The sequence below is a fragment of the Plantibacter sp. LMC-P-059a genome (assembly GCF_030209505.1).
Lineage (GTDB): Bacteria > Actinomycetota > Actinomycetes > Actinomycetales > Microbacteriaceae > Plantibacter.
Genome location: NZ_JARVRZ010000006.1, coordinates 280,147 through 304,927, shown reverse-complemented (window position 1 = coordinate 304,927; position 24,781 = coordinate 280,147). Strand labels below are relative to the sequence as shown.

The 24,781-nt window shown below is 64.9% G+C and carries 23 protein-coding genes and 1 pseudogene; 12 read left to right on the top strand and 12 right to left on the bottom strand.

All coding sequences use genetic code 11. The annotated features are described in order from the left end of the window. Position 1 precedes the first annotated feature (1 nt). Positions 2–502, bottom strand: a complete 501-nt coding sequence (locus QRN27_RS14740; RefSeq protein WP_285042873.1) for a hypothetical protein — start codon at positions 500–502, stop codon at positions 2–4. 61 nt (positions 503–563) lie between these two features. Further along, on the bottom strand, positions 564–1,340 hold the full coding sequence (gene map, locus QRN27_RS14735; protein WP_285042872.1) for a type I methionyl aminopeptidase: 777 nt from the start codon (positions 1,338–1,340) through the stop codon (positions 564–566). A gap of 111 nt (positions 1,341–1,451) precedes the next feature. On the opposite strand from map, the gene QRN27_RS14730 reads away from it, so the two are divergent. After that, a complete protein-coding gene (locus QRN27_RS14730; RefSeq protein WP_285042871.1) occupies positions 1,452–1,733 on the top strand; it encodes a helix-turn-helix domain-containing protein in 282 nt (93 codons plus the stop codon). A 131-nt stretch (positions 1,734–1,864) separates the two neighbouring features. On the opposite strand, the gene QRN27_RS14725 is transcribed toward QRN27_RS14730, so the two are convergent. Next, positions 1,865–2,323, bottom strand: coding sequence for a hypothetical protein (locus tag QRN27_RS14725; protein WP_285042870.1), 459 nt, complete (start codon positions 2,321–2,323; stop codon positions 1,865–1,867). 29 nt (positions 2,324–2,352) lie between these two features. Next, entirely contained in the window at positions 2,353–2,985 is a 633-nt protein-coding gene (locus QRN27_RS14720; RefSeq protein WP_285042869.1) for a hypothetical protein, read from the bottom strand. Between the two features lie 109 nt (positions 2,986–3,094). Between QRN27_RS14720 and QRN27_RS14715 the strand changes: the two genes are divergently transcribed. The 3 genes from QRN27_RS14715 to QRN27_RS14705 all read left to right on the top strand — a co-directional run bounded on the left by QRN27_RS14715 (position 3,095) and on the right by QRN27_RS14705 (position 5,150). Then, positions 3,095–4,051: an alpha/beta fold hydrolase gene (locus tag QRN27_RS14715; protein WP_285042868.1), complete on the top strand. Its 957-nt coding sequence runs from the start codon at positions 3,095–3,097 to the stop codon at positions 4,049–4,051. A 247-nt stretch (positions 4,052–4,298) separates the two neighbouring features. Beyond that, positions 4,299–4,778 carry a GNAT family N-acetyltransferase gene (locus QRN27_RS14710; protein ID WP_285042867.1) on the top strand — a complete coding sequence of 160 codons (480 nt, stop codon included), beginning with the start codon at positions 4,299–4,301 and terminating at the stop codon, positions 4,776–4,778. Between the two features lie 9 nt (positions 4,779–4,787). Continuing rightward, entirely contained in the window at positions 4,788–5,150 is a 363-nt protein-coding gene (locus QRN27_RS14705) for a hypothetical protein (protein WP_285042866.1), read from the top strand. Positions 5,151–5,249: 99 nt separating this feature from the next. Here the strand turns inward: QRN27_RS14705 and QRN27_RS14700 are convergent, their stop codons facing one another. After that, a complete protein-coding gene (locus tag QRN27_RS14700; RefSeq protein WP_285042865.1) occupies positions 5,250–5,897 on the bottom strand; it encodes an NADPH-dependent F420 reductase in 648 nt (215 codons plus the stop codon). 209 nt (positions 5,898–6,106) lie between these two features. On the opposite strand from QRN27_RS14700, the gene QRN27_RS14695 reads away from it, so the two are divergent. Then, positions 6,107–6,865 carry a hypothetical protein gene (locus QRN27_RS14695; RefSeq protein WP_285042864.1) on the top strand — a complete coding sequence of 253 codons (759 nt, stop codon included), beginning with the start codon at positions 6,107–6,109 and terminating at the stop codon, positions 6,863–6,865. A gap of 148 nt (positions 6,866–7,013) precedes the next feature. Here QRN27_RS14695 and QRN27_RS14690 read toward each other — a convergent pair whose 3' ends face one another. Both QRN27_RS14690 and QRN27_RS14685 read right to left on the bottom strand, forming a co-directional pair. Next, a complete protein-coding gene (locus QRN27_RS14690; RefSeq protein WP_285042863.1) occupies positions 7,014–8,123 on the bottom strand; it encodes a DNA alkylation repair protein in 1,110 nt (369 codons plus the stop codon). 57 nt (positions 8,124–8,180) lie between these two features. Further along, positions 8,181–9,104, bottom strand: a complete 924-nt coding sequence (locus QRN27_RS14685) for a ketopantoate reductase family protein (protein ID WP_285042862.1) — start codon at positions 9,102–9,104, stop codon at positions 8,181–8,183. Between the two features lie 86 nt (positions 9,105–9,190). Here QRN27_RS14685 and QRN27_RS14680 point away from each other — a divergent pair, with 86 nt between their 5' ends. The 4 genes from QRN27_RS14680 to QRN27_RS14665 all read left to right on the top strand — a co-directional run bounded on the left by QRN27_RS14680 (position 9,191) and on the right by QRN27_RS14665 (position 11,537). Beyond that, positions 9,191–9,739, top strand: coding sequence for a TetR/AcrR family transcriptional regulator (locus QRN27_RS14680; RefSeq protein ID WP_285042861.1), 549 nt, complete (start codon positions 9,191–9,193; stop codon positions 9,737–9,739). A gap of 192 nt (positions 9,740–9,931) precedes the next feature. Continuing rightward, positions 9,932–10,459, top strand: coding sequence for a cytochrome C5 (locus QRN27_RS14675; protein WP_285034960.1), 528 nt, complete (start codon positions 9,932–9,934; stop codon positions 10,457–10,459). 58 nt (positions 10,460–10,517) lie between these two features. After that, complete coding sequence (locus QRN27_RS14670) at positions 10,518–10,859, top strand: hypothetical protein (protein ID WP_285042860.1); 342 nt, start codon at positions 10,518–10,520, stop codon at positions 10,857–10,859. A 120-nt stretch (positions 10,860–10,979) separates the two neighbouring features. Continuing rightward, positions 10,980–11,537, top strand: a complete 558-nt coding sequence (locus QRN27_RS14665; protein ID WP_285042859.1) for an OsmC family protein — start codon at positions 10,980–10,982, stop codon at positions 11,535–11,537. A gap of 96 nt (positions 11,538–11,633) precedes the next feature. On the opposite strand, the gene QRN27_RS14660 is transcribed toward QRN27_RS14665, so the two are convergent. Next, the gene (locus tag QRN27_RS14660) at positions 11,634–12,137 is read right to left on the bottom strand and encodes an MmpS family transport accessory protein (RefSeq protein ID WP_285042858.1); all 504 of its coding nucleotides are present in this window, start codon (positions 12,135–12,137) and stop codon (positions 11,634–11,636) included. A gap of 130 nt (positions 12,138–12,267) precedes the next feature. Here QRN27_RS14660 and QRN27_RS14655 point away from each other — a divergent pair, with 130 nt between their 5' ends. After that, positions 12,268–14,100, top strand: coding sequence for a DUF4209 domain-containing protein (locus tag QRN27_RS14655; protein WP_285042857.1), 1,833 nt, complete (start codon positions 12,268–12,270; stop codon positions 14,098–14,100). A gap of 213 nt (positions 14,101–14,313) precedes the next feature. On the opposite strand, the gene QRN27_RS14650 is transcribed toward QRN27_RS14655, so the two are convergent. After that, a complete protein-coding gene (locus tag QRN27_RS14650) occupies positions 14,314–15,021 on the bottom strand; it encodes an MmpS family transport accessory protein (protein WP_285042856.1) in 708 nt (235 codons plus the stop codon). 167 nt (positions 15,022–15,188) lie between these two features. On the opposite strand from QRN27_RS14650, the gene QRN27_RS14645 reads away from it, so the two are divergent. Next, a complete protein-coding gene (locus QRN27_RS14645) occupies positions 15,189–15,803 on the top strand; it encodes a suppressor of fused domain protein (RefSeq protein ID WP_285042855.1) in 615 nt (204 codons plus the stop codon). Positions 15,804–15,985: 182 nt separating this feature from the next. On the opposite strand, the gene QRN27_RS14640 is transcribed toward QRN27_RS14645, so the two are convergent. Genes QRN27_RS14640 through QRN27_RS14630 form a run of 3 tightly spaced genes read right to left on the bottom strand, consistent with a single transcriptional unit; the run spans position 15,986 to position 23,820 of the window. Next, positions 15,986–18,967: a restriction endonuclease gene (locus tag QRN27_RS14640; RefSeq protein ID WP_285042854.1), complete on the bottom strand. Its 2,982-nt coding sequence runs from the start codon at positions 18,965–18,967 to the stop codon at positions 15,986–15,988. Continuing rightward, positions 18,967–20,847 (bottom strand): site-specific DNA-methyltransferase, encoded by a 1,881-nt coding sequence (locus QRN27_RS14635; protein WP_285042853.1) that lies wholly within the window; start codon positions 20,845–20,847, stop codon positions 18,967–18,969. The genes QRN27_RS14640 and QRN27_RS14635 overlap by 1 nt, the downstream gene beginning before the upstream one ends. Before the next feature lie 60 nt (positions 20,848–20,907). Continuing rightward, entirely contained in the window at positions 20,908–23,820 is a 2,913-nt protein-coding gene (locus QRN27_RS14630; protein WP_285042852.1) for an SNF2-related protein, read from the bottom strand. A 480-nt stretch (positions 23,821–24,300) separates the two neighbouring features. Here QRN27_RS14630 and QRN27_RS18365 point away from each other — a divergent pair. Then, positions 24,301–24,669, top strand: a pseudogene (locus tag QRN27_RS18365) (Swt1 family HEPN domain-containing protein); the annotation flags it as partial. Positions 24,670–24,781: the final 112 nt, after the last annotated feature.

Genomic DNA, 24,781 nt, shown 5'->3' with positions numbered 1-24,781 from the left:
CTCAGCTCCCGAACGCGGCCTGCACATCCTGCATGAGTCGGGGCGTGCGCCACTCGCCGATCCGCTGGAACCACACGGACGGCGGGTAGGCGAGGCGGACCACGAAGTAGTTCACGTACTCGATGACGCCCAGCAGCCAGACGAACGGGATGCCGATCGCCGCGAAGGGGTGGGCGGGGAACCAGACGATGATGCCGACGAGTCCGGCGAGCAGGAGGGCGGCGTCGAGCACGCGGAACCCGCGGTAGACGGAGGCCAGCCCGCGAGGCATCGTCCTCTGCTTGACCCACCGCCGGGCGAGCAGCCAGTAGACACCGGCCTGCGCGAGGATCGCCAGCAGCGGCACGAGCGCCGACCAGAACGCGAGCCCGTCGCTCGGGCGTTCGAGCAGCGGCAGCACCGAGATGAATGCGACGCCGATGAACACGACGGCGGCGAACAGCTCCCCGAATCCGAGGCTCAGGTACCGGCCCCGGAGGACCGTGCGGCGATCGTCGGTCATGTCACCAGCCTAAACACGGTGTACCGGGCCGGTCGAGTGTGCTCGACAGGCCTTCAGGTGCTCAGAACGTGACGGTCGGCAGCGTCATGATCTCGGCGCCGTCCTCGGTGATCGCGATGGTGTGCTCGCTGTGGGCGGTGCGACTGCCGGTGGCGCTGCGGAGGGTCCAGCCGTCGGCGTCGGTGACGAGCTTGTCAGTGTCGACCATCACCCACGGCTCGATCGCGAGGAGCAGACCGGGGCGCAGCTTGTAGCCGCGGCCGGCGCGACCGTCGTTCGAGACGTGCGGGTCCTGGTGCATGGTCGTGCCGATGCCGTGTCCGCCGAAGTCCATGTTGATCGGGTACCCGGCGCCGCTCAGCACGGTGCCGATCGCGAAGGAGATGTCGCCGATCTTCGCACCCGGCTTGGCAGCGGCGATGCCGGCGGCGAGGGCGCGCTCGGTGGTCTCGATGAGCGCGAGGTCCTCCGGCTTCGCGGTGCCGACGACGAAGCTGATCGCGGAGTCCGCGGCGATGCCGTCGAGGAGGACGGCGAGGTCGAGGGTGAGGAGGTCGCCGTCGGCGAGCGCGTAGTCGCGGGGGAGGCCGTGGAGGACGGCGTCGTTGACGGCGGTGCAGATGTAGTGGCCGAACGGTCCGCGTCCGAAGGAGGGGGCGTAGTCGACGTAGCAGGAGACGGCGCCGGCCTCGAGGATCATCGCCTTCGCCCAGCGGTCGATCTCGAGGAGGTTCGTGCCGATCGTGACGCGGTGCTTCAGCGTGTGGAGGATGTTCGCGACGAGCTCGCCGGTGCGACGGGCCTTCGCGACCTCGGTGGGGGTGAAGATCTCGATCATGCGGGGCCCTTCCATCGGTGTGCCGCGCGTGCGGTGCGGCGGTGTTCGTGCCACTCTCGGCACCCGACCAATAACTATACCGGTCAAACTATCCCGTACTACACTGGGCGCATGGTCCGCCTCCCGCTCACCCCCACTGACGTCGAACGTGGTCAGCGCCTCGGCGCGCTCCTGCGTGAGGCCCGTGGCGAGCGGTCGATGCTCGACATCGCCCTCGACGCCGGGCTCTCGCCGGAGACGCTGCGGAAGATCGAGTCCGGTCGCGTCGCGACGCCGGCGTTCTCGACGATCGCCGCGATCGCCGAGGTGCTCGGTCTCTCCCTCGACGAGGTCTGGGCGACGATCAGTCCAACTCCCGCCGGCGACCGCCTCCGCGAGCGTCTCGTCTCCTAGCGTCGACAGATTTCCTCGGTTCCTGAGCTTGTCGAAGGGCCCACCTCTGGGCCCGGCTGCATCCGCCCGACCCGCCCCCTCTGTCCCTGAGCATGTCGAAGGGCACCCCGCGATTGCCGCTCGCCGACCCGCTACTGCGTGTCGCTCGTCGTCGGTTCGACCGGTCGGGTGAAGACGTTCTCGCTGATCTTGGTCCACCCCTCGTCGGGGTCGAGCTGCGTGTCGACGACGGCGTCGGAGAGCACCGTGTACCGGTTGACGCTGTCACTCATGGTCACTTGGTCGCCGTCGCCGCAGGCGCGGAACGGCTCGGTCGCGGCGAACACGATGATGCAGATGCGTGGCTGCCCCTGCTCGGTTGCCGACGCCAGGAAGATCTCCGTGTCGCCCTGCACCGCGACGAGCCGCGTCGAGTCGGCATCGATCGCGAGTGGATCGTCGCTTCCGCCGCCGGGCGTGCTCACCGGGAGTCGGTCCTGATCGGTCTGGTCACGTTCCAGGTCCGCATACGTCTGACCCGAGGCGGCGCACGCGCTGAGCCCGCAAGCCAAGGTCAGCGCGGCGATTCCAGCGGCAATGCGTCGATGCATGACGTCCCCCGAGGTCGATTCCCGACAGCCTACGACTCCTGCTCCCTGCGGGCCGCTGCGACGCCCGCGTCTCGGCTCGCGAGCATGATCGCGATGATCCCGAGGAAGACCGGGGCGACCACTCCGCCGAGTCCGTCGAGGATCGAGAGGAACGGCGCGAACCGCGACGCGTCGGGTCCTGCCGCCACGACGACGACCAGCTGCACGACCCGCACCGCAGCCGCGGCGACGAGCACGCAGAGGGGTGCGAGGTGCCACGGGCGGGGCACGATGCCGGCGCGGGCGATCTGCGTGGTGGCGATCGCGGCCAGCACGAAGCTGACGATCAGATCGACGTGTCCGTACCCGATCATGGAGCCGTGGCCGGGCAGGGCGGCCAGGGCGTCGAGCGCGGGTGTGCCGACCGCGGTCCACACAGCGAGGCCGATCAGTGCCGCGGTGCCGAGCGGTCGCCTCGCGGTCACGCTCGTGGAACGCTCCGAGCCGATCGCGAACATGATCATCGACACGACGATCAGCAGAGTCGAGAGCAGGCTTCCGGTCGGCCCGAGGTACGACCCCACCTGGAGCAGCGGGCCGAGGAGGACCGACCCGATCATCAGTGCTCCGGCGACGATCCACACCTGCTTGGACCCTGGCGTCATCTCGTTCGTCTCCCCCATGGGCGCCCAGTCTACAAATCGGGTACCGACGCGCTCAGGGCGATGCCGGTCTTGAGCTGGTCGACGGGCGTCCCAGCGTTCGCCACCCGGCCTGTGTAGCGTGGCTCGGATGACTGATGAGCAGCCCGGCCCACACGCCACCGGTTTCATCGAGGTCGAGGGTGGTGCGTCGATCTTCTGGGAGGAGTCCGGTGTTCCGGACGGCGTTCCGGCCCTGTGGCTGCACGGAGGTCCTGGCGGTTCGCTCGGCTCCGGCTGGTATCGCTCGCACTTCGACCTGTCCCGGTACCGGCTGATCGGGATCGACCAGCGGGGGAGCGGTAAGAGCGTCCCGAACATCCTCGATGCGCGTGATCGGCTCGACGAGCACACGACCCAGCGGCTGATCGCCGACATCGAGCGGGTTCGCGAGGCGATGGGGGTGGAGCGCTGGGTGGTCGCCGGGGTCTCCTGGGGAACGACCCTCGCGCTGGCGTATGCGCAGGAGCACCCTGACCGCGTGATCGCGCTGGGGCTCATCGCGGTCACGACGACGAGCCGCGAGGAGGTCGACTGGATCACCGAGGGTGTCGGACGCGTGTTCCCGGAGGAGTGGGCGCGGTTCGAACGCGACAGCGGGCGTCGTGATGGCGAGCGCGTCGTCGAGGCCTACGCCCGGCGGTTGCGCGAGGGTGACGCGGCCGAGCGAGCCGCTGCGGCTGCCGCCTGGGACCGGTGGGAGAGCGCGCACGTGTCGCTCGACAGCCCGGAACGTGTCGGCCAGCTCTTCGCCGATGCCCGCACGCGGGAGGCGTTCGCGACGCTCGTCACCCACTTCTGGAGTCGCGACGGCTTCCTCACCGGCGACCAGGCAGTGCTCGCGCGGATGGACCGGATCGCTGACATCCCCGGAGCGCTGGTCCACGGCCGCCGCGACATCAGCGGACCGGCCGTGACGGCCTGGCGCCTCCACCAGCTGTGGCCGGCGAGCGAGCTGACGATCGTCGAGACCGAGGGCCATGGTGGAGCCGAGGAGAGCGCGGTGCTGCGTGCGGCGCTGGACCGCTTCGCGACCCTCGCTCCCTGACGGCGGCTCCTCCCTGAGCCTTCCGGCCCGCCGGTCCCCTGAGCCTGTCGAAGGGCCCCGCTCTGTGACCCTGCCCAATCCCGAAGCCCAACCACCTCCGGTCCCTGAGCTTGTCGAAGGGTGCCCGCTCGCTACAGTCGCGCCCGCTCCCGAAGCCCAACCATCTCCGGTCCCTGAGCCTGTCGAAGGGCACCCCCGGCCCACCCACTTCCCCGCCCATGACACCGGCCCATGCAACACTCGTCGCATGGAACCCGAGGTCGAGATCCGCGTCGCGACGCCGGCCGATGCCGCCGGGCTGGCGGAGCTCAAGCTGGCGATGTCGCCTCCCTCGGCCCCGCTCGCCGACTGGGAGCGGGCCCTGTTCGCCCATGATCTCGTCTCGTGGATCGCCGTCGACCCCGACTCCCGCGTGTGCCTGGTGGCCGTGGTCGACGATCAGGTCGTCGGGATGGCGTGGCTGGTCGTGTTCTCGCGCGCCCCGAACATCGGCGCGCTCCGCCGCCTCACCGGCGACGTGCAGAGCGTGTTCGTCCGCCCAGAGTTCCGCGGCCGGGGCATCGCCGGTCGGCTCGTCGACGGCCTGCTCGACGCGGCCCGTGCTCGCGACATCGGACGGGTCTCCGTCAGCTCGAACGCGGACGGTGCCTCGGTCTACCGCCGTGCCGGCTTCGAGGATGCGCCGCTCCTCCTCGAGTGGCGGGCTGAGCGGGACGGATCCCGATAGGGTCCAGAGGTGGCGCCCCAAGAATTGTTCTGGTTGATCCTGCTCGTGATCGCCGTGGTGGCGATGCTGATCGGCTGGCAGCGGTATCTGCGCAAGCCGCTCTGGAGCGGTGCGGCGTTCAATCTGCTGACCCTCGCGAATCTGCCGACGGTGATCCTGCTCGTGGTGGGTGCTCTCGCCACACTCGAGGGGTGGAAGGTCCTCCCAGCGATCGCGCCGCTCCTCCTGCTCTACGGCGCCCTGCTTCAGGTCGTGCACGCGAGCAGCGACGCCGACAGACTCGATCGCGACGTCCGCGACGCCCTCGCCCTGTCGGGCTGGGTCGCGGTGTTGTTCGGTGCCGGCTGGGCGGCGGTCGACGCGCTCATCTGATGGGTGAGCGGCTCCGCTCCCGTCAACGACGAATCGCCCCGAGTTGTCGCACCAGGAGAACCTGGACGACCACTCAGGGCGATTCGCGATGCGGGTGACTTACATGTCGCGGTAGCGCTTGGCCTCGGCGACGAGTTCGCGCAGCTTGTCGGCGTCGACGTCCGGGCCGTAGCCGGGGGTGTCGCGCTGGATGCGCCATCCTTCGGAGAGCGCGCCGATGTCGAGGGGCTCGAAGCCGAAGGAGTCGATGAGTGCGGCGACGGTGGCCTTCGCGTCGGCGTCGTCACCGGCGATGACGAGTGCGCGGCGGTTGGGGGTGCCGGACGGCTTGCCCTTCGTGGTGAGGTCGTTCGCGTAGATGTGGTTGAACGCCTTCACGACCTTCGACTCGGGGAGGTGCGCCTGCAGCATCTCGGCTGTGGTGGTCGTCTCCTCATCGAGCTCGGCGATGTGGCCGTCGCGCTCGGGGTAGTAGTTGTTCGTGTCGATGACGACCTTGCCGGCGAGCGGTGCGACGGGGACGGTGTCGATCGCGTGCAGCGGGATGGTGACGATGACGATGTCGCCACGCTCGGCCGCGTCGAGGGCGGTGCCTGCGGTGGCGTGTTCGCCGAGCTCCGAGACGAGGTCGCTGAGCGTCTCCGGTCCGCGCGAGTTGGACACGATGACGTCGTGACCCTGCGCCACCGTGAGGCGTGCGAGCTGAGAGCCGATGTTTCCTGAACCGATGATTCCGATGGTTGTCATGCTCAGGGGAACGGTTCCGGCGGGGTGGGGCATTCCTGCGCTCGACGATTCCCAGCGGACGTTCATCCGCGGTGGCCGGGTCGCGTCGGCCGGTCCTGTCAGGGGCTGTGTTGCCGCCGGACCTGGCCGCCGCATGGGCAGCGCTGCCCATCGCCGCGGGGATCGGCGCTCGGTACCGTGCGAGTGTCGGGTCAATCAGAGGAGCAGCCATGCAGATCACACGTCGGAACCAGTCCACCGCTTCGGCCGGTGCGCGCGTGCGTGGTGTCGGGTCAGGCCGAGGCGTGAGCAGGTCGTCTCGAGCACGTCGGCTCGGCGTGGTGACCGCCGGTGCGCTCCTGGCCCTGGCGATGTCGGGTTGCGCGACCCTCCCGTTCGCCCAATCCGCGCCGGATGTCGCGGCCCCGTCTGCGGCCGTCGAGCCATCCGCGACCCCGTCGGTCGACGTGGCGTCGAAGCTCTTGACCATCGACGACCTTCCCACCGGCGGGTGGGCTCTGCAGCCCACGGACTCGAGCGAGCCGGAGACCTCGACCGACAAGGCCGAGACGACCGTCTGCCAGGGCAACCTGGCCAGCGTCCTCGGGACCGAGGAACCACCCACGGTCTCCTTCGAGCGCGCAAGGACGGTGTTCTCCGAGTCCCTGGTCCCGACGGACGATTCGGAGGCGTTGCTCGAAACGGCCGACGCCGCCGTCTCCGCGTGCTTCGGTGAGCAGACGGAGCGGATGGTCAATGGCGAGACGATCCTGATCGAGTGGGAGCCGGTCGACGTGAGCGGAGTCGACGGCGCGGTGAAGGGTTACACGCTGTCCGCGTCGACCGGGTACGTCGTGACGACGTCGATCCAGATGTACCTCGTCGCGGGCGACGGGGCGCTCGTCTCCGTCGGCGTGCTGGCCGGCAGCGTGACCCCCGATGAGCTCGCGCAGCTCACGCAGGCGGCCGTCGACAAGGCCGCGGAGTAGCGGAGCCCCGCGGGTCACTGAGCTTGTCGAAGTGCGCCCTTCGCTAACTGAGGTTCTCTCTGTCACTGAGCCCACCGGTCACTGAGCCTGTCGAAGTGCGCCCGCCGACAAGCTCATGGACTGGAGCTCGCCCGGCCTCGCGTCCGCCTCACTCCACCGGCGGCAACAGCTCGAACGTCAGCGGCTCGGTCGCGATCCCATTCACCTGCAGTGCGATCCCGTGGGCTCCCGGGTGGTACCGGCGGGTGGTGATCGCGCGGAACGAGTGCTCCCGGGAGAGCAGGATGTGCTCGCCGGGGGCCAGCTCGGTCGTCGTGAGCTTGAACGTCTTCGTCGTCTGTGAGCCGTTCGCCTTCTGGTGGTGCACGACGTAGTCGATCGCGAGGCGAGCGGTTTCGGCGCCGGTGTTGCGGACGGTCGCGACGAAGCGGACGGTTCCGCCGAACGGCACGTGCGCACTCTCGAGCCCGAACCCCTCCACCTCGGTCGTCGCAGCTCCGAAGCCGAGGGCCGCCAGCGCGCCCGGGTCGCCGCGCTTCACGAGGGTACGCAGCGCGTGGCGGACGAGCGCAGGCGTGTTGGTGTCCGGCTCGGCGAGCCAGCGGTTCGCGGTCGCGACGACGAGCTCGGGATCGTCGCGGTTGAGGTCGTTGAGGTGGTTGGCGACCGATCGGCGCACGTACTCGCTCCGGTCGCGGTAGAGGGCGTCGAGGATCGGCACGGTCACCCCAGGGTTAGCGACGATCTCCCGCACACGAACGGCCCACGGCAGGTAGGGGCGGGTGCCTTCGCTCGCGAGTCGGCGGACGTGTTCGTTGTCAGAGGTGGTCCAGCCGAGGACGATGGCGAGCGCGCGGTCGAGGTCGTGGCGGAGCAGGATGCGGATGGCGAACTCGGCGCTGAGGCGGTCGGTGAGTTCGGCGAGGAGCCGCATGGCGTCGTCGAAGGCCTCGGGCGTCTCTTCCTCCACCCCGCGGGCCGCGACCGCGCTCGTCACGGGCCAGATGAGCCAGCCGGTGAACGCGGGGTCCGAGGCCTGGGTGGTGCGGACGACACCGGCGAGCGTCGCGTAGTCGCCGGGGACGTCCGCGAGGAGAGCGTCGCGCAGGAGGTCGGCGCGCTCTCGGAGGGCGAGGCCGTCGAGTCGCTCGGCTGCATCGGCGACCGCGTCGAACGGACGGTCTGGAGCGGCCTCCCGCAGCGAGCGGGTGAGGGTGCGGGCGACGGCGGCGCCGAGGAGCTCGTCTGCGAAGGGCATACGGCGATCATGGCGTGTGCCGCTGACAGCTGTGCCCGTCGGGAAGAGTTCAGGTTGCTAGCGTTCGAGGCGAGGGGTGCTGATGTTCAGGCGGCGCGTCTCGCGCAGCGTGTCTTCGAGGACCGCTGAGGCTTCCGGTGTGTGCGGATCCGTATGTGCTGCGAGGCTCCGGCCGGCCATCGGAATCAGCCTCGTCGCCCATGCGGAGGCCGTAGCGATCAGGCCAGGCAGCCGAAACGGCAGCGTCGCGTTGCGGTGCAATCGGAGGTCGACGCCTCGAGCCTCAAGAACGGGCAGCAGCTCACGGGTCGTCAGGAAAGCGTCGCGGAATGCTCGCCGGTCGCCCGTCATGTTCGCCAGCGACCCGCTCCGGATCGCCTGATCGAACATGCCGGCGTCGGCGATGAAGTGCAACCACAGCCACCCTCGGATGTCCTTTTCCCGCCGAACGGCGAGGCCAGCTCGCCGGAAGGCTAGGAGGACTTCCTCCTCCCTCCGGTTGGGCGAGACATCCGGCGTACCGATGATGACCGAGGGCAGCATTGCGCCACTCAGCACCCCGTCGTCCCCGAAACCGCCGCCACTACCAGGGAACCCGAACATGACTTGCTCGGCTGGGAGCGGCGCGACTGCGGTCAGTGGCTCCTCCCAGACATTGCCGAACACCAACACTGTCGCGTCTCCGATGCGGGGAGCCAAGAACGCGGTCGCCTCCGCGAGACGATGGTGTCCGACGCTCAGCACGATCAGGTCGAATCCATCTGTCGGGTCGAGGGCCTCCCGAAACGGCGTCCGGAACGACTCACGAACCCGCCGGCCGAACGGTTTCCGGCGCGCATCGATCCAGTCCAGCTGCACCTCGTCGCCGTACTCCGCGGCGCGCCCGGGACGCACGTAGAACTCGACGTCGTGGCCGGCCGCCTGAAACACCCGACCGTACAGCGTCGCGATCACCCCTCGGCCGAACATCAAGATGCGCAATTGGTGCCTCTTCCGTAAAATGGAGCTTGTCTCCATTTGTGAGTATATATGGAGACGATCTCCAATTGTCAATGAGAGGTGTCGCCATGGCCGAGATCCGAGCACTGAGAGCGGACGCCCGCCGCAATCGGGACGCGATCGTGGCCGCTGCGCGTGATGTCTTCGACCGGGACGAGCAAGTGCGCTTCGATGACTTCGCGGCGCGCGCCGGCGTGGGGGTTGGAACCCTCTACAGACACTTCCCTACCCGTGACGCGCTGGCCGCCGCAGTGTACGAGGGCGAGGTCGCCGCACTCTGCGAAAAGGCCAACGACCCGGCGCGGTCTCCGGGGGTGAACCTCGACATGTTCCTCCGCGGGTTCGTCGAGTACGTGCTCGCCCACACCGGTCTCGCCCGCGCCCTGGCAGCGACGACAGACCCTGCAGTACTGGCCGACGGCGGCATCGCAGTCGAACGTGCCGTCGCCGACCTCCTGGAGCGAGCGCTTGCCGATGGCGCCATCCGCCCCGGCACGCCTGTCGGGGCGGTCATGATCGTGCTACACGGCATCTCGTCTACGATCGATCGCCCCCTCTGGGCTTCAGAGGCGCGCGCAGCCGTCGAACTCCTGCTCGCCGGACTCCGAGAACACTGATCCCACTAGCGCAGGTGGGTGAGGCTTCTTCGGCAAGGACTCGAGCCGATCTGCTCGGTCGTGAAGAATCAGTCCCGGTCTGATCCGTCCTCATCACTGGCAACGAGCTCGCCCGTTTTCGGATACATCCGGGCAACTCAGCGCGACGGCACGTTCCACCTCCGTTCACCCGGGCGCGATAGCCTGGCGCGCATGACTGCATCGCTGACTGCCCTGGCCGAAGAACTCACGCGTCGGGGGCTCGTCGCCTCGCCCGAGGTGGAGGACACGTTCGTCTACGGGCTCGCCCGCTTCGACGCGATCGATGCCGAGGTCATGCTCAACGTCGACCCCGAGCCCGAGGAGCAGGAGGTCGAGCCGGAGCCGGCGGCGCTCGCCGACTTGGCGCAGCGGGTCCTCTCAACGCCGACGGCGGAGTGGAAGGTGCTGCTCGACCGCGTGGTGTCGGAGATCGAAGAGTCCGACGAGTTGGACGAGGTCGTCGAGACCGCCGAGCTGCGCGAAGACCTCGTGTTGCGCTCCGTGATCGTCTTCATCGACGCCGTGCTGCTGTCGTTCGACGCGCCGAAGCAGTTCCCCGACAGCTCGGTGCTCGTGCAGCTCGACGCCGACCTCGCGTTCGAGGCCGTCGAGGTCGAGGCCGACGATGACGACGAAGAGGGTGGCGAGACGATCGAGTTCTCCACCGTCGAGGAGCTGGTCCGCCGCCTCTCGATGTGAGGCGGCTGCCGGTCCCCGAGCGTCCACCCCCGGTCCCTGAGCTTGTCGAAGGGCAGACATGGGCAGCCCGACTCGTGTCGTTCGACAACCCGCCGTCTTGGCGGTCCTCGGCCTGACCGCCCTCTACATCGGGTTCATCCTGCTGCTCGTCGCGACCTGCGACGGCGGTTGCCAGGAGTCCTACCCGATGCACTGTCTCTTCCTGGAACTCGACCTGCCGGGCTTGCTCGTCACGGTGCTCCTGCTTGTGGCCGTAGCGGTCGCCGCGGGTATTTGTTCGACGCGTCGGCGATCGGTCGCGAGGGGCGCGCTACTCGTCGCGCTCGGAGTCGGTGTCGTCGCCATCATGGTCGTCGGTGTCGAGCTGTCGTCGAATCTTGCTCGGGAGTGGCGGTACTGACGACGTGTCGGCGCGCCGGTTGCGACGGTTCCGCGTCGAGCGCCTCGCGTCGTCGGGTTCGTGACGAGTTGTGACACCGGTCGCTGGTCACGAGCGCGCTGCACCGCCGACACTGTCCGCATGACTCTCCTCACGAACGACCTCGCCACCGTCCCGACCGTCTCCGCAACCGAGCGCGCTGAACGCCTGGCCGCTGCCGGCTCATCCTGGTCCGAGCGGATCGCCTCCGCGCCGTCGAGCGCAGCGCTCACCTACCGCGTCTCGGGCACCGGTGAGGGTTCGGTCGCGAGTGCGATCACCGCGGGCAAGCACCGCTTCTTCGTCGACGAGCCGGCCGCGCTGGCCGGCGACGACGTGGCGGCGAGCCCGGTGGAGTTCGCGCTCGGGGCGCTGATCTCGTGCCAGATCGTCGTCTACCGTCTCTACGCGAGTGCGCTGGGCATCCAGGTCGACGACATCAGTGTCGCCGCCGAGGGTGACCTCGATGTGCGCAACCTGTTCGGCATCACCGACGAGGTGCGGGCGGGGTTCTCGACGATCCGGCTGAACATCACCATCACCGGCCCTGAGACCGAGGACCGCTACCAGGAGCTGCGCGCCGCGGTCGATGCACACTGCCCCGTCCTCGACCTGTTCCAGAACCCGACGCCGGTGGAGGTCAGCGTCGTCAAAGCCTGAGGCCTCCGCGCGCTCGTGCGCATCAGCTCGACGACGAGACCCCATCGACCGGCCAAAGCGGATCGATGGGGTCTCGGAGAACGGTGATCGGGCCTGCTACTCGTTGAGGTCCATGCTCGAGGCGGTGCAGGATGCCGACGCGTATGCACCGGTGGAGGTGTGCTCGGCGACGACCTCGCCGTCGACAGTGATTTTGCAGGAGATGTCACCGGCGTCGTCGGCGCCGTTCATCGCCATCAGGTAGAACGAGCTGTAGTCGAAGGTGCCACCGGCCTTGATCGTGAACTCCTTGGTGAAGGGGAGTGCCTGATCCTTGACCTGCTCGGTGCCGCTGTTGCTGTCCGTGTAGGTGGAGTACGTGATCGACGAGCCGGCCGACGTTCCGGTCACCTCGTAGATGACGGCGACGTCACGGTCTGCTTCCGCGGACGACTCGGCCTGCGCGGTCTTGATGCCTTCGCTCACGGCGCCGGCGAATCCGGCGGTGTAGGTGATGGCGAGGATGATGCTGAGGATCATCGCGACGAGCGACAGGACCGTGCCCGCGATGGCGAGGCCCTTGGACTTGTTCTTCAGGAACAGCGCGATGACACCGAGCACGAGGCCGACGAAGGCGATAAAGCCGGAGACGAAGTTGACGATCGCCGTATTCGGGGATTAGAACAGCTTCGCCGGCCGAGCGGGCCTGGAACAGGACCAGCTTTTCCTCTCCGGCCGATAGTGTGCGAGCATGAGCGACGACTCGATTGTCAACTGGGCGGACGCCGTAGCTCGTGCTCACGCGGGTGGGTTGCTCGTGCCCGTGGATTCGAGGTCGGCCGTGCCGGACGACCTGCATGAGCGCGAGGTGGTACTCCTCGTTGACGCGATCCGGGACTTTGTAACTCGCCCTGATAGCTGGGATGAGGCGTACATCCCCACCCGTCAGCACCCCGACGGGCGTTGGGTATCGACCCACACGCTAGAGGATCACGAGGTTGAGATACTCCGCCACCTCGCAGCGCGTGATTTGGACGCGTCGACTCTGTTGAGGGTATTGGATCTGTTGGCTGCACGGACCACTGGATTGGAGAAGGTCCAGACATGGGCGAGTCTCATCGAACACGTGGCATCGGAGTTTGCGAACATCGCTCTCAACTACGACGTCATGTTCGCTATCGGGCGGGCGTTTGCTATTGCGCCTCGGTTCGGACCTCTCACGCAGGCGGCCGGTGACAAGCTGGAGCATATATTGCTTGACCGCATCCTCGCCTCGACGAACCCGGAGGAGGTGTTGCCTCTGGCGGGGAACTTGCGTGCACACAACCGGGCGCGGACACGAGCCGCTGAGGTCGGCGAGCACTTAAGGCTCCTAGCTCCGCCATCAACACACGGCTACATGCGACGGCTGTTGCGTGAGGAAGCGGCGGCATGGCACCTCCTAGCGGGGGACCTGCCGGCACACTATGACGATATCGCCGCGGCCGTTCTGGTCTTGCGAGACCAAGCGAGCGAGCTGCTTGATGAGCATAGGGTCGATTCTGCCGCGCGCGCGGGGAAGGATCTCGAACTCGCTCTTGACCGCCTCGCAATCATTCCCCGCGCCGAACGACCGGCTCGTGGTGTAGATCAGCTTCACAGCGAGCTGACGAGAATGATCCGCCGCGCAGGCACAGCCACGTTGTCGTTTATGAAGTCGACGCGGCACAAGGTTCCCATTCCGCGAGAAATGCCTAATCTCACGGCGCTCATCGAAGGCAAAGAAGTTGGAGATGCTCTAGGACTATTTCTGGGCTGGCTGCCTCTCACCGACTTCGAGCTAGCCAAGGTCAATAACCAGGCGCTGATCGAAAAGTATCCACTCCCCCACGTGTTCCCGCATGTCCAGTTCTCCCCGGATGGGCGTACCGTAGCACGGTCGTCTGCGGACGCCAACGATCTGATCTACGGAGTACCCTCGCACCTGTGGCGCGTGATGACGAGAGATTTCGTGGGCCGTATCGTGTTCTGCGTCCAGCGTTTCCTCGAACCGTCGTGGTCGGCCTTGTCTGCTCAACACCCTCTGAATATCGCGGACTTCACGTTTCTTGCGAATGAGAGCCCTGCTGTCCCTTCTGGCCGACAGTCGCTCGTCGCGAGGGGGCTCCACTACGGATATAACGGCGACTTCCTAACGGCGGCACACCTGCTGATCCCTCAACTAGAGAACATCATTCGTATGAAGCTAATCGCCGCTGGCGTGAGCACGAGTACAATTGATGATGGCATCGAGGCAGAGAAGGGTCTCAGCGCACTGATGAAAGGCGATGAGGTTGAGGCGGTTTTCGATCCCGACATCGTCTTCGAGATCCGAGCGTTATTTTGTAGCTCGCACGGACCGAACCTTCGGAACGAACTTGCCCACGGACTTGCTAACGACAACCACATCAACTCGGTGTCGTCCTTTTACGCGTGGTGGCTCATCTGGCGACTGATATTTTCGGATTTCTCTAACGCACATCGTGATGAAGATGCTTCTGATCTCGGCGGTCCGGTAGTCGTCCCCGACGATGAAGACAATGATCGTTCATGGTCAGATGCATGAATTCGTCCCCTACGGCGGCAGAGTCACAAAGCGCGCGTATGTCTGAATTCCCATCCGGCTGGAGCCGGCAGCATGTCCAAGCGCATGACCTCTTAGACCATCTTGACGGACGGCAGCGGTCCGAGAGCATCTGCCAAAGGTGGTGTTTCGGGGTCTTGGATGAGGCGTCAATAGTGGGAGTGCATGCCCGCCAGCTCCGACGTTGCTGCACTTCTACTTGTTCTCCGTCAGCCCATCCACACCAGACGCGGAGCATGACACCGATGCGTACGCACCCGTCGAGGTCTGCTCGGCGACCACGTCACCGTCGACGGTGATCTTGCAGCTGACGGATCCGGTGTCTTCGGCACCGTTGGTCGCGATGAGTGAGAACGCGGTGAAGTCGGTGTCGCCACCGGCCTCAACGGTGAGTTCCTTGATGAAGGGGAGCGCCTGGCCGGTCGCCTGCTCGGTCCCGTTGGTACCGGCCGTGTAGGTGGAGTAGACGATCGAGGCGTCGGTGGCGGTGCCGTTGACCTCGTAGACGACGGACACCTCCTTGTTGGCACCCTCGGAGGACTCTGCTTTCGCGGTCTTCACGGCGTCGCTGACGAGCCCGGCGAACCCGGCCGTGTAGGTGATCGCGAGGACGATGCTCAGGACGATCGCGATGGCCGAAACGATCGTGCCGGCGACGGCGAAGCCCTTCTTCCGGTTCTTCAGGCACAGGGCGACGATGCCGAGGACGAGGCCGACGAGTCCCACGAACCCAGCGATGTAGTTCAGGATCGGGATGAAGGCCCCGATGAGCGCGAACCCTCCGACGATGAGGGCGGCGATGCCGAGTCCGTTGCCGCGCTTGCCAGTTTTGACGGGAGCCCGGCCTGGTACGGGCAGCGGGTAGGGCTGGTTCTGGGCGGGCGGCTGGTTCGAAGACGACATGCGCGTGGGACCTCTCTGCGGCGTTGGTCCCACCGTACCGATGGCGGGCGGCCAGGGGCAGGGGTGGACGGGCGCCCGATGCGATGGTGTCCCGCCCACAACGCTGTGAGTCGTGCCTGATGAACGGGGACCTCCCCAACGATCATGGGCTTGGCTAGGCTCGCCGCATGAGCAACGATGTCCCTCTCGTCCCGGGCGAAAACGCCTTCCCGCTCCATATCTTCGACGCCCTGGGCTTGGATCCGGTCGTGTTCAAGGACCGCATCGGTGGGTCGGTGATGGTGATCGAGAAGCGGCCTGAGGACGGGCCGGTGACGATCCTCACGTCCGGGGTGTCCCGGCTCGAAACCGATTCCGGTGAGCGGATCGAGCTCGCTGTGGAGGTCATCGACGGACAGCAGGGTGCCGCGATGGTCGCGCTGCGCATCGTGATCAACGAGCTCGCGACCAACCGCCGGGTGCCACCGGTGCTCGCGCCGTGGCGCAATGGGACGCCGTTCCTGAATGGGACGGAGATCTCCGCGCTCCTGGTGACGCCGTCGCGCTGGGGAGCGTCGTTCGACGAGATCCGGAACGAGGCCGGCCAAGTGGTCGGGCACGTGCGAACGCTGCGGTTGCTCACCGACGGCGAGGCCGCGGTCGCGGGGGAGCGTGGGTGGGATGCGCTGGTAGCGGAGGTGGGGTCGGTGGATGCGTTGTTGGACGTGGAGCGGGCGAGCGGTTCTAGCGCTGAGCGGTCGGATGATCGATGGCACGGATCGCCCAATTTGCCCGAGTCGTGAGCGACGCAGGGTGAGCCTTCCGCCGACGCGTTGACTCTAGCCGAGGAGGGGGCCGCCACGAAGCAGCGATCACAAGATTTTCTCGCCCAACCCGCTGACCCTACGGCTTTCGCGAGCGTGCCGGGCAGGCTTCAGCTGCGTATCTTCTATCGCCGCGCCGGCAGCGCGAGTGCGACTGCTGCTCACAAGTTCCATGCTCCCGGTACTGACCGCCCATAGCTGCCAACGCCAATGGCTTCGAAGTGCCGTTCGGCGGACTTGATCTTTGCGAGCTCGGCCGGTCGCAGCTTCGCGTCATCGAGCGTGCTCTTCGTCTCGCGGACCATGTAGATGCGGTCCTCGCCGTCCTCCTGCTTGACGATCGCCCAGTCGGGGATATAAGGGCCGACCGGAGTGTCGATCTTGAACTTCGCAGGCAGCTTCATGAACAGTTTAACGTCCTCGCGAGAGTCGAGCAGCTCCGCGAACTGGCGCTCCACGTCGGAGTCGAAGACGACGTAGTCGAAGTCGGTCTTCTGGGTGTGCTGCACTTTGTACATCTGGTCGAGGAAGCGTTCCTTCTCCTCCTCGCCATCCTTCTGCAGTTCGCGAAGCTCGTAGACGGAGCCCGCAATCCGCTCGTACTGGATACCGTCGACCACGATCTTCGCCAGCTCGCTCTGGAGGGCGCGCTTTGTCATCGCGATGAAGTCGTTCGGGTTGCCGATGAACTCGCCCAGCCTGCCACTGCCGATCAAGATGTCGACAATCGTCTTGCGTGTAAGGGAAGTGGCTTCCTGCAGCTCCGTGATGATGTCGGGCAGGTCGTAGCTGCCCTTGAGATCCGCCGAGCGGGTGCCGAGCTCCTCGCCCTTGGCACCCCCTCGCAGTACCTTGACTCCGGCTCGGGTTACCTGGATGCGCAGCGCGTCAACCTTCGGCGCTTCTCGGATCGCCCGCATGGCGTTCTCGATAAGCTGGTCTCGATCGACTCTGACACGGTAGGTGGTCTTCTGACTAATCGCCTCCCAGAAGTCCTCGAACTCCGGGTTCGAGTAGAGCTGTTTGTTGAGCACGCGCGGCTGACGTTTGCTGATGGGTTTGACGTATTTGCCGATACTGGCGCGCTCGACCAACTCGATGATGGTCGACCCGGCCCATGCAAAGTCAACCGGTAGGTCAAGGTCGAAGCCAAGCTGGTTCGGCTGGAACTTCGAGGTGACCGCGCCGTCCTTGTCGATAAAGCCCTTGTCCTTGAGATGCTCCCACACGAGCACGGAGCGCTGGTAGCCGAACTGGTCGTCGGTGAGCGCACCGTTCTCATCCTGCAGCGGGATCTTCGAGAACTCGGCTCTACGCACCCGGCCGATGTCGACCCCGGCTTCCTTGTACTCACGCTGGAGCGCATCCGCGAACTTCGTGTAGGACTCGTTCGCGATGACCGTCAGCGTCGCGATACTACGGTCAGCGACGCGGGCGTAGCCGTTGTCGGTCTTAGCGACGGGAAGACGCAGGCCGCGTCCGAGGGTCTGGCGACGCTCGGTCTCAGCGCCCATTTCGCGCAGCGTACAGATCTGGAAGACGTTCGGGTTGTCCCAACCCTCGCGCAGAGCAGAGTGGCTGAAGATAAACCGGACAGGCTCGTTCTCGTCGAGCAGGCGTTCCTTCTGCTGCATGATCAGTTCGTAGGCATCGTCATCAGCTTTCGTCGTGCCGGACGAGTCCTGGAAGGTCGTCGTCTTACCGCGTTTGATCTGGGAGAAGTACGCCCGGCGAAGCTCGCTCGGCGCCTGCGGCAGCAGCTCCTGATAGCGCGCCGACTTCGCACGCTCCTCAACGAACACTTCATCGAACCACTGCACGAAGTCACCGCTCGCGTCATCGTTGTTCGTGCCGTCGCCTAGGTAGCTGGCGACCTTGTCGACGAAGAATAGGCTGAGTACCTTGATGCCCTTGCCGCGGAGCATCGACTCCTTGCGGAGGTGCTCACGGACGGTCTCTCGGATCATCTCCTTATAGATCGCGCCGGCCGAGGCACCAACGCTCTCCCCTTCGTATAGGAAGCCGTGCGAGGTGAGGTCGACGTAGGCTGGCTCGATGCTCATATCATTGATGCGCCAGCCCTCGTAGATCGGGTTGTTCGTGAGGCGCGCATCCGACAGCTCCTGGTGCTGCTTCACGCTCACGATGCGCCGCTCAAGCGAGCCATCGGCCTTACGACAGGAAAGCTCCAGTCGGGCCGACCACGACGGCTCACGCCGCACCTCGACCAGCCTGATGTACGGCGTCGCATCGGCACCCTGCTGTGCCACCTCGGCCACAACGATCTGCTTCACCAGACCGAGATCGTAGGCGTCAACGGGGTCGAGCCGGTAGACGACGTTGCGCTGCTTCTTGTGAGTCGCGCTGTAGCGAAGCGTGAATACCGGGTCCAGTTCACCGACCGCTGACTGGGAGAGCTGCGACTCCATATTCTGTGGCTCATCCATGATCACGACCGGGTGCGTTGCCTTCAGGTAGTCGATCGGGCGCAGGCCGTTCAGTTTGTCACGCGTCTGGTGGATGATGCGGGTATTCGCGTTGCCACGGATCGAGTCGATCGTCATGATGAGAATCTGCACGTTCGTCGAGGTCGCGAACGACTGCACCTCTTCGGCGCTCTTGCCGCTGTAGATCGAGGCATCAAAGGTGATGCCGTGCGGCTTGTAGAGGCTCTCGAAGTGCGCGCGCATGAGCCGGATGCTTGTGCTGACACCCTCGCGAATCGCCACGCTCGGCACGAGAATCACGAACTTCGTGAAGTTGTACCGGACGGCCAGCTCGAAGATCGCTCGCAGGTAGACGTAGGTTTTACCTGTACCGGTCTCCATCTCGATATCGAAGTCGAGCGCGTCACTTGTGAGCGACGACGCAACATCAAGACCGTTCCGATCCTGCACACGCTGCAGATTCGCGAGGATCAGGTCACGATCGAGCACGAGGCTGTTGCCGACCGCGCCAACCTCCTGCGCGAGGTCTATGTCGAGCGTCGCCTGATGCGAGTCGGGAGGTACAGCCGCGCCACGCAGTGTCACGACCAGCTTCTCTGCATCCTTCGGCTGCCCGTCGAATAGGTCCACTACCGACGCAACTGCATCCAGCTGATACGGCTGACTAGCGTCGAACTGGAATCCCGACCCGCGCATCACGCGGTCCAGAGCTCAATGCCCTTGCTCTTCGCGAGCTGGGCCAGGTTGGTCTTGAGTTCGTCGTCGCCCTGAAAGGAATCCTCGAGCAAGATAAGCCGCGTCGGCGCCTCATCAACAAGCGCGCGGACCTGCTCAAGCGTCGGCTTGACGTGCTCGTTCAGGTATGCCAACACGGCAACGTCGCCATCACGGTCACGCACAAGCCGAACGTCGAGGCCATCGATCTCCGCAGGTGAGACGACCTCGGTCAGCGAGTAGCCCTGCTTGAGCAGAACCTCAGTGAGCAGCTCATCGGCAGTCGCATCATCGGTCGCACTGTCACGAAGACTGAGCAAGTGCTGCTGTAGCGCGTCCTCCTCAACATCACTAGAATATCGCCATTTTGTGAAATTTGTGTCGGCTAACCGATAAGAGCGAAACCCGAAATCGTGTTGGAGGAGCGTCTCCGAGTAGGACAAGGCTTTACTTGCTCGCTTGACTCGTTCTCTCGAAAGCTCCGCGAGGGTTGCATAACCAGCCCTCCCTGCTTCTGAATCGACCCCGACTGGTTCTGGCAGCTGGACAAGCACCCAGTGTCGCCTGCCACCATCTTCCAGGTTTGCCCGCATGACTCCTTCAGCGAGTGCTCCGGAACCGGCGAAGAAGTCGAGGACAATGTCAGTGCCATCTGGGTTCGTGGCAAGCTGCACAATTCTCTTCATTAGCGACGGCGGCTTCGGGTAACTGAAAAGTTTTCCATTACCAAGAAGTTCACGAATCGCGATTCCACCCGCTTTCGTTGTGCCGTAGTCGCTGGTGATGACAGTGCTCGGCTTTGACCCATCGGCCTCGTCCGCTAGGAATGACTTAACGTACGGGGTTCCCTTGGAGCCCACGAAAAGCTTTCCTACCCGAACGTACTCGTCGATAGTTGATTGCGGAGCGTAGGAGGGCCACGCGAGTTCGTCGCCGTCAGAGAGAGGGATGGTGACGGTGTAGTCCTTCTGCTTACTGAGGTTGATCAGTTGGAACTGCTCGCCATCCCTGTACACCTCGTCGCCAGGTCGAACACGATTTGGCTCCGACAAGGCGACCACGTGCCTAGAAGTGTCCTTGGCGTCAAGACGCACGGACTTGGCGCCCTCGGATGCCCGTTTCGCGTAGCAAAGAATGTACTCATGGTGCCGTCCGAAGCCATCGTTGTCGTTGCCGCCTTCCTTACCCTTGAGCCAAATCAGTGAGGCGAGGAAGTTGCTTTCGCCGAAGACTTCGTCCATCACGGATCGGAGGCGCGACTGCTCGAAATCGTTGATCGAGACGAAGATAAGGCCGTCGTCACGCAACAAGTTCCGTGCGAGTTTTAGGCGCGGGTACATCATGTTGAGCCAATTGGAGTGGTAGCGCCCTTCAGTCTCAGAGTTTGTCGTGACCTTTTTACCCTCTTCGTTGACCTGACGTGTCCACTCTAGGTAATTATCGAGACCTTCCCTATAGTTGTCCGGGTAGACGAAATCCTTCCCCGTGTTGTACGGCGGGTCGATGTAGATCAGCTTGATCTTCGCGTGATAGTGCTTCTGCAGGATCTTGAGCACTTCGAGGTTGTCGCCCTCGATGAAGGCATTCTGCGTCGTGTCCCAGTCCTTCGAGTTCTCGAAGTCGGGCCTCAAAGTCGCCGTGGTCGGCTCCTGCGCTGCACGTAGGGCACGCTTCTTGCCGGGCCAGAACAGTCCGAATCGTTCGCTGGGGTCGGCTGCGTCGGCGTCGAGCAGCTCTCTGAGCTTCTCGACATCCACCTTGCCGTCGGCGATGGCCTCGGGAATCAGATCAGCAAGCTGCGCTGCCAGCTCGGTCTGGAAGTTCGGAGTGGTGGATGGTGTTTCGTAGAAATCGTCAGTCATTCGGGTGATTCTCTTTCATGATTTTGACAAATTGTGTCAGGTTTGTGAACGGCCCGTGGTCTATGTGGCTATACGCCATCGGATCGTGAACAGGTGCTCGCTCTCTTGGGTTCCCTGGAGCGACTGTTCAATCAGTTCGAGGTATTTGTCGGCTTCGGCGCGGAGCTTCTTGCGTGTATCCCGGAAGTCCTCGTCGGCCTCCTCGGCACGCTGCTCCCACTTTCGGGCTTGCTTCTTGAGCCGTAGCTGCTCCATCGGGTCGTCGGCCTGTCGGGCGAGCTTGCGGGCTTCCTTCTCCCTGGCCCGGTAATCGCGGATGGCGCCCTCGTGCGCGGCCTTGCGGTCCTGCTGGTTGCGGTAGACCAGTTCCTCCTGCTGGTCGTAGTAGCGGGAATTGCGGCCCTGGACTTCCTTCTCCAGCTCCGCCCGTCGTGCATTAAGGTGCGACGTGAAGCGTGCCGCTTCGATCGCTACGGACTGCTCTCCGACCGAGATGCAGTCCAGATCGAGGATGTCCGCGACGTACTCCTCATCGAGCCACCGGCCGTCATCGGTGAGTGCACCGGACAGCATGTAGGACTCGGAGACGTCCTCATCGCGAGCCTTCATGCGGAAGGTCGCTAGGTTCACAGTCAACTCGCCGCTGGTCCCCTCGAGTGCCCGAATCGTGCTGCTCACGCGTTCTGACTGTCCGAGCGAGAAGGTCAGCTCACGTGCCGGAGTCTCATGTCCCTTCGACGTGTCGACGACATACTGTGCCAGCGGACTCGCATAGCGGTACTGGTGGGCGTTCTCGAGCGGCTGCGACTTGAAGAAGTAGCGCCCGGTCGGCGATTCCCTGACCGGCGCCTCCGTCAGCACGAACCTGCGACCGTCGCCTTCGAAAGTAGCAAATCGATCCAGCTCATGCCGGGTTATTGCGAGCAAAAGGCGCTCGAACTTATTGAGTACCTCACCGGACTGTGTGTCATACGCCTTCAGGCGATCCTGGACGTGCGGGTCGAGGTTGTCGAAGACTTTCGCCTTGGCGCTCGCCATCTCTCGCGAGATCTCGCTCGCGTACTGCCCCTCGAGCTCGCGGAACGCTGCATCCAGCTCGCCGGCTGTTCGGCAGCGGGTGAGGATCTCGCTGATCGTCTTCTCGAAGTCCAGACCGTCCTCGATCGTGCCGAGCACCTCGTCGCTCGCACCGAACACGCTAGAAAACAGCTGGAACTTATTCGTAAGCAGTTCCAGGATCCGGTGCTCGGCGATGTTGCCCTTGTTCGAGAAGTTCACGACAACGACGTTGTATTTCTGTCCAAAGCGGTGCACACGACCGATGCGCTGTTCGACCCGCTGTGGGTTCCAGGGAAGGTCGTAGTTGACGAGCATTGAGCAGAACTGCAGGTTGATGCCCTCCGCGGCGGCCTCGGTCGCGATCATGATTGTGCCCTCGGTGCGGAAGTAGTCCACGAGTGCCTTGCGGCGATCCACGGCGGCAATCCCGGTGATCAGGTCACCGTCCTGGTTGGCTTTGAGCCAGGCCTGGTAGATCGCGGTCTGCTCCGGCCCGTTGTTTGAGCCGTTGAACAGGACGAGTCCATCGCCGCGTCCGGCCTGACGCAGGGAACGAGCGATGTACTCCTGCGTCTTGGTCGAGTCGGTGAAGATGATGGCCTTCTGGGGAGCGCCCAGCTCATGGAGCCGCTCGAACCCCAGATCGAGTGCCTCACCGAGCTTGACAGCCTTCTGGTTCTTCGTGATCGAACGGGCAAGCGCGGCGTACTCGCGCAGTTCGTTGACTTCAGCCTGCATCTCCTCGATCAGTGATTCAGCAAGCGGCAGCGACGATGCGCGGGAGCCGGTTCCCTCGATCTCCTCTGCCTCCTCCAGCTCTTCGCTGGTGAGCTCATCGTCAACGGCGAAGTCTGCTGCCACGAGGCCACCACGGCCGTCTCGGCGTTGTCCGGCAGCGACCTCGTCCGCCAGACGGTTGGCGATGTTCTCCAGCGTGCTCGCGACCGCAAAGGTCGACGACCCGAGGCGCTTACGGATGATCAGGGCAGCGAGATGACGCTGGCTACCCGCAAAGGCGAACAACTCCTCACGCTGCAGGTAGTCGTTCACGAGGTCGTAGAGTCGCCTCTCGTCGGGCGATGGCATGAACTCGACCGTCAGGGGCAGTCGTTCGGTGAAGTGGATGTATTTGTCGGCGTCGCGCCGCAGAGTGCGTTTCGAGACGGTGGCGACACGCTCCACCAGGTCGTCATCGCCGCCCGGGTCACGGTTCTTGATATACCTCTCTCGGAACGCATCGAGCGAGAGGAAGTAGCCCGGGTCGAAGATCGACACCAGCCCGTACAGTTCTTCTAGCTTGTTCTGCAGCGGCGTCGCCGTCAGCAGCACCGTCTTGTGCGTACCCGACACGATGTGAGCGACAGCCTCAGCGGCCTTGGCCTTACCCGTCCAATAGTTCCGTAGCCTGTGTGCTTCGTCAGCGACGACAAGATCCCAGGCCTTAAGCAGCGAGGTCTCGTGCCGGAGCACGAACTCGTAGGAGCAGATTAACACCTGAGCGGAGCGACCACCCGCAGCGGCAAGCAGCGAATCCTTCGACTTCGGATCGAGGATGGACGACGGGATCAAGAACTTCTCGTGAAGCTCTTGCTGCCACTGCTGGCGCAGGCTTGACGGGGCAACGATCAGGATGCTGCGACGGCGCTCCGCCCAGTACTGCGAGATGACGATGCCCGCCTCGATCGTCTTCCCGAGGCCCACTTCATCGGCGAGGATCACGCCTCGGAGGAACGGCGTCTTCAGTGCGAACAGCGCGGCATCGATCTGGTGCGGCTTTGGCTCGACCTGGGCATCGAACAGCAGCCCGGCAAGCTTGCCGACGTGATCGTTCGCGTAGCTGCGCTGCAACTCGTGTGCGAAGTACTTCGCCTGGTGTGGCGCTAGGCCATTTGCAGGACGAACTCGTTCGCCCACGTGGTCATTCACCGCGCACCACACCCGCCCTCGGATTTTGCCGTGACCAAGCACAGCACGAATATGCTTCCCCTGCCAGCAACCCTATCGACTGCGAACCGGGCTCAGATGAGGGGAACCCCCTCACTTCGGATTCCGTCGGCACCTCGAGCTTCGATGGGCTGCTTTTCGTCCTCGAAGCAACTCTGCGTGTCAGCGCCAGCGGCGCGCGAACCGATAGGCCCGGTGCCCTGATCGGGGTCGCAGTGATGCCACCGCGCGTTACTCCATCGGCCCGCACCCGTGGCCGTTCTCCAGGCCGTGCGTCGGTGAATCGAGCGTCGCCCCTGCTAGGTAGGCTCATAGCGGCCCCTGAACCGGTCGGAAACCCCTTGTCGACTCTCGCGCGGGCCGAGTCGTGTTGCGGAGCCAGAGAACGCAACAGTGGCCCGATCAAGTGCCGATGGTATGCCAGCCTCACCATAATGAAAGGCCGCACACGTGGACGCTTCTGAACTCAACTCTGCCGTCGGCCAGGGGCTCGAGCAGCTTGGGCTGGGGCTTCGCCCCATCGTCGAGGGTGCGTTCGCCGAGGCGGTGCCCGGTGTCGAGTGGACTCGGGTCATCGAGGAGAAGGACTGCGCAGCCGGGGGCGGCCACGGGCGGTACTCGGCGACCGATGTGTCGCTGATGCTCCGGGCGATGACCGAGCGGATTGGGGAGCTAGGGTACCCGTTCGACCGCGTGTTGTCGCGGAGCGCTCGCGGGTACGCGAGCGAGCTTCGGGAGGTTCGGAACGCCTGGGCTCACAACGCCGGGTTCACGGAGCAGTCGGCCTATCGGGCGTTGGACTCGATGCAGTTGTTGTTGGAGAGCGTTGGGGCTGCGGAGCAGGCTGCGATTGTGGGGGAGTTGAAGGGGCGGGTGTTGGGCCCTTCGACAGGGGCAGGGACCGATGGAGTTGCGTCGGTCGAGGCGGGGA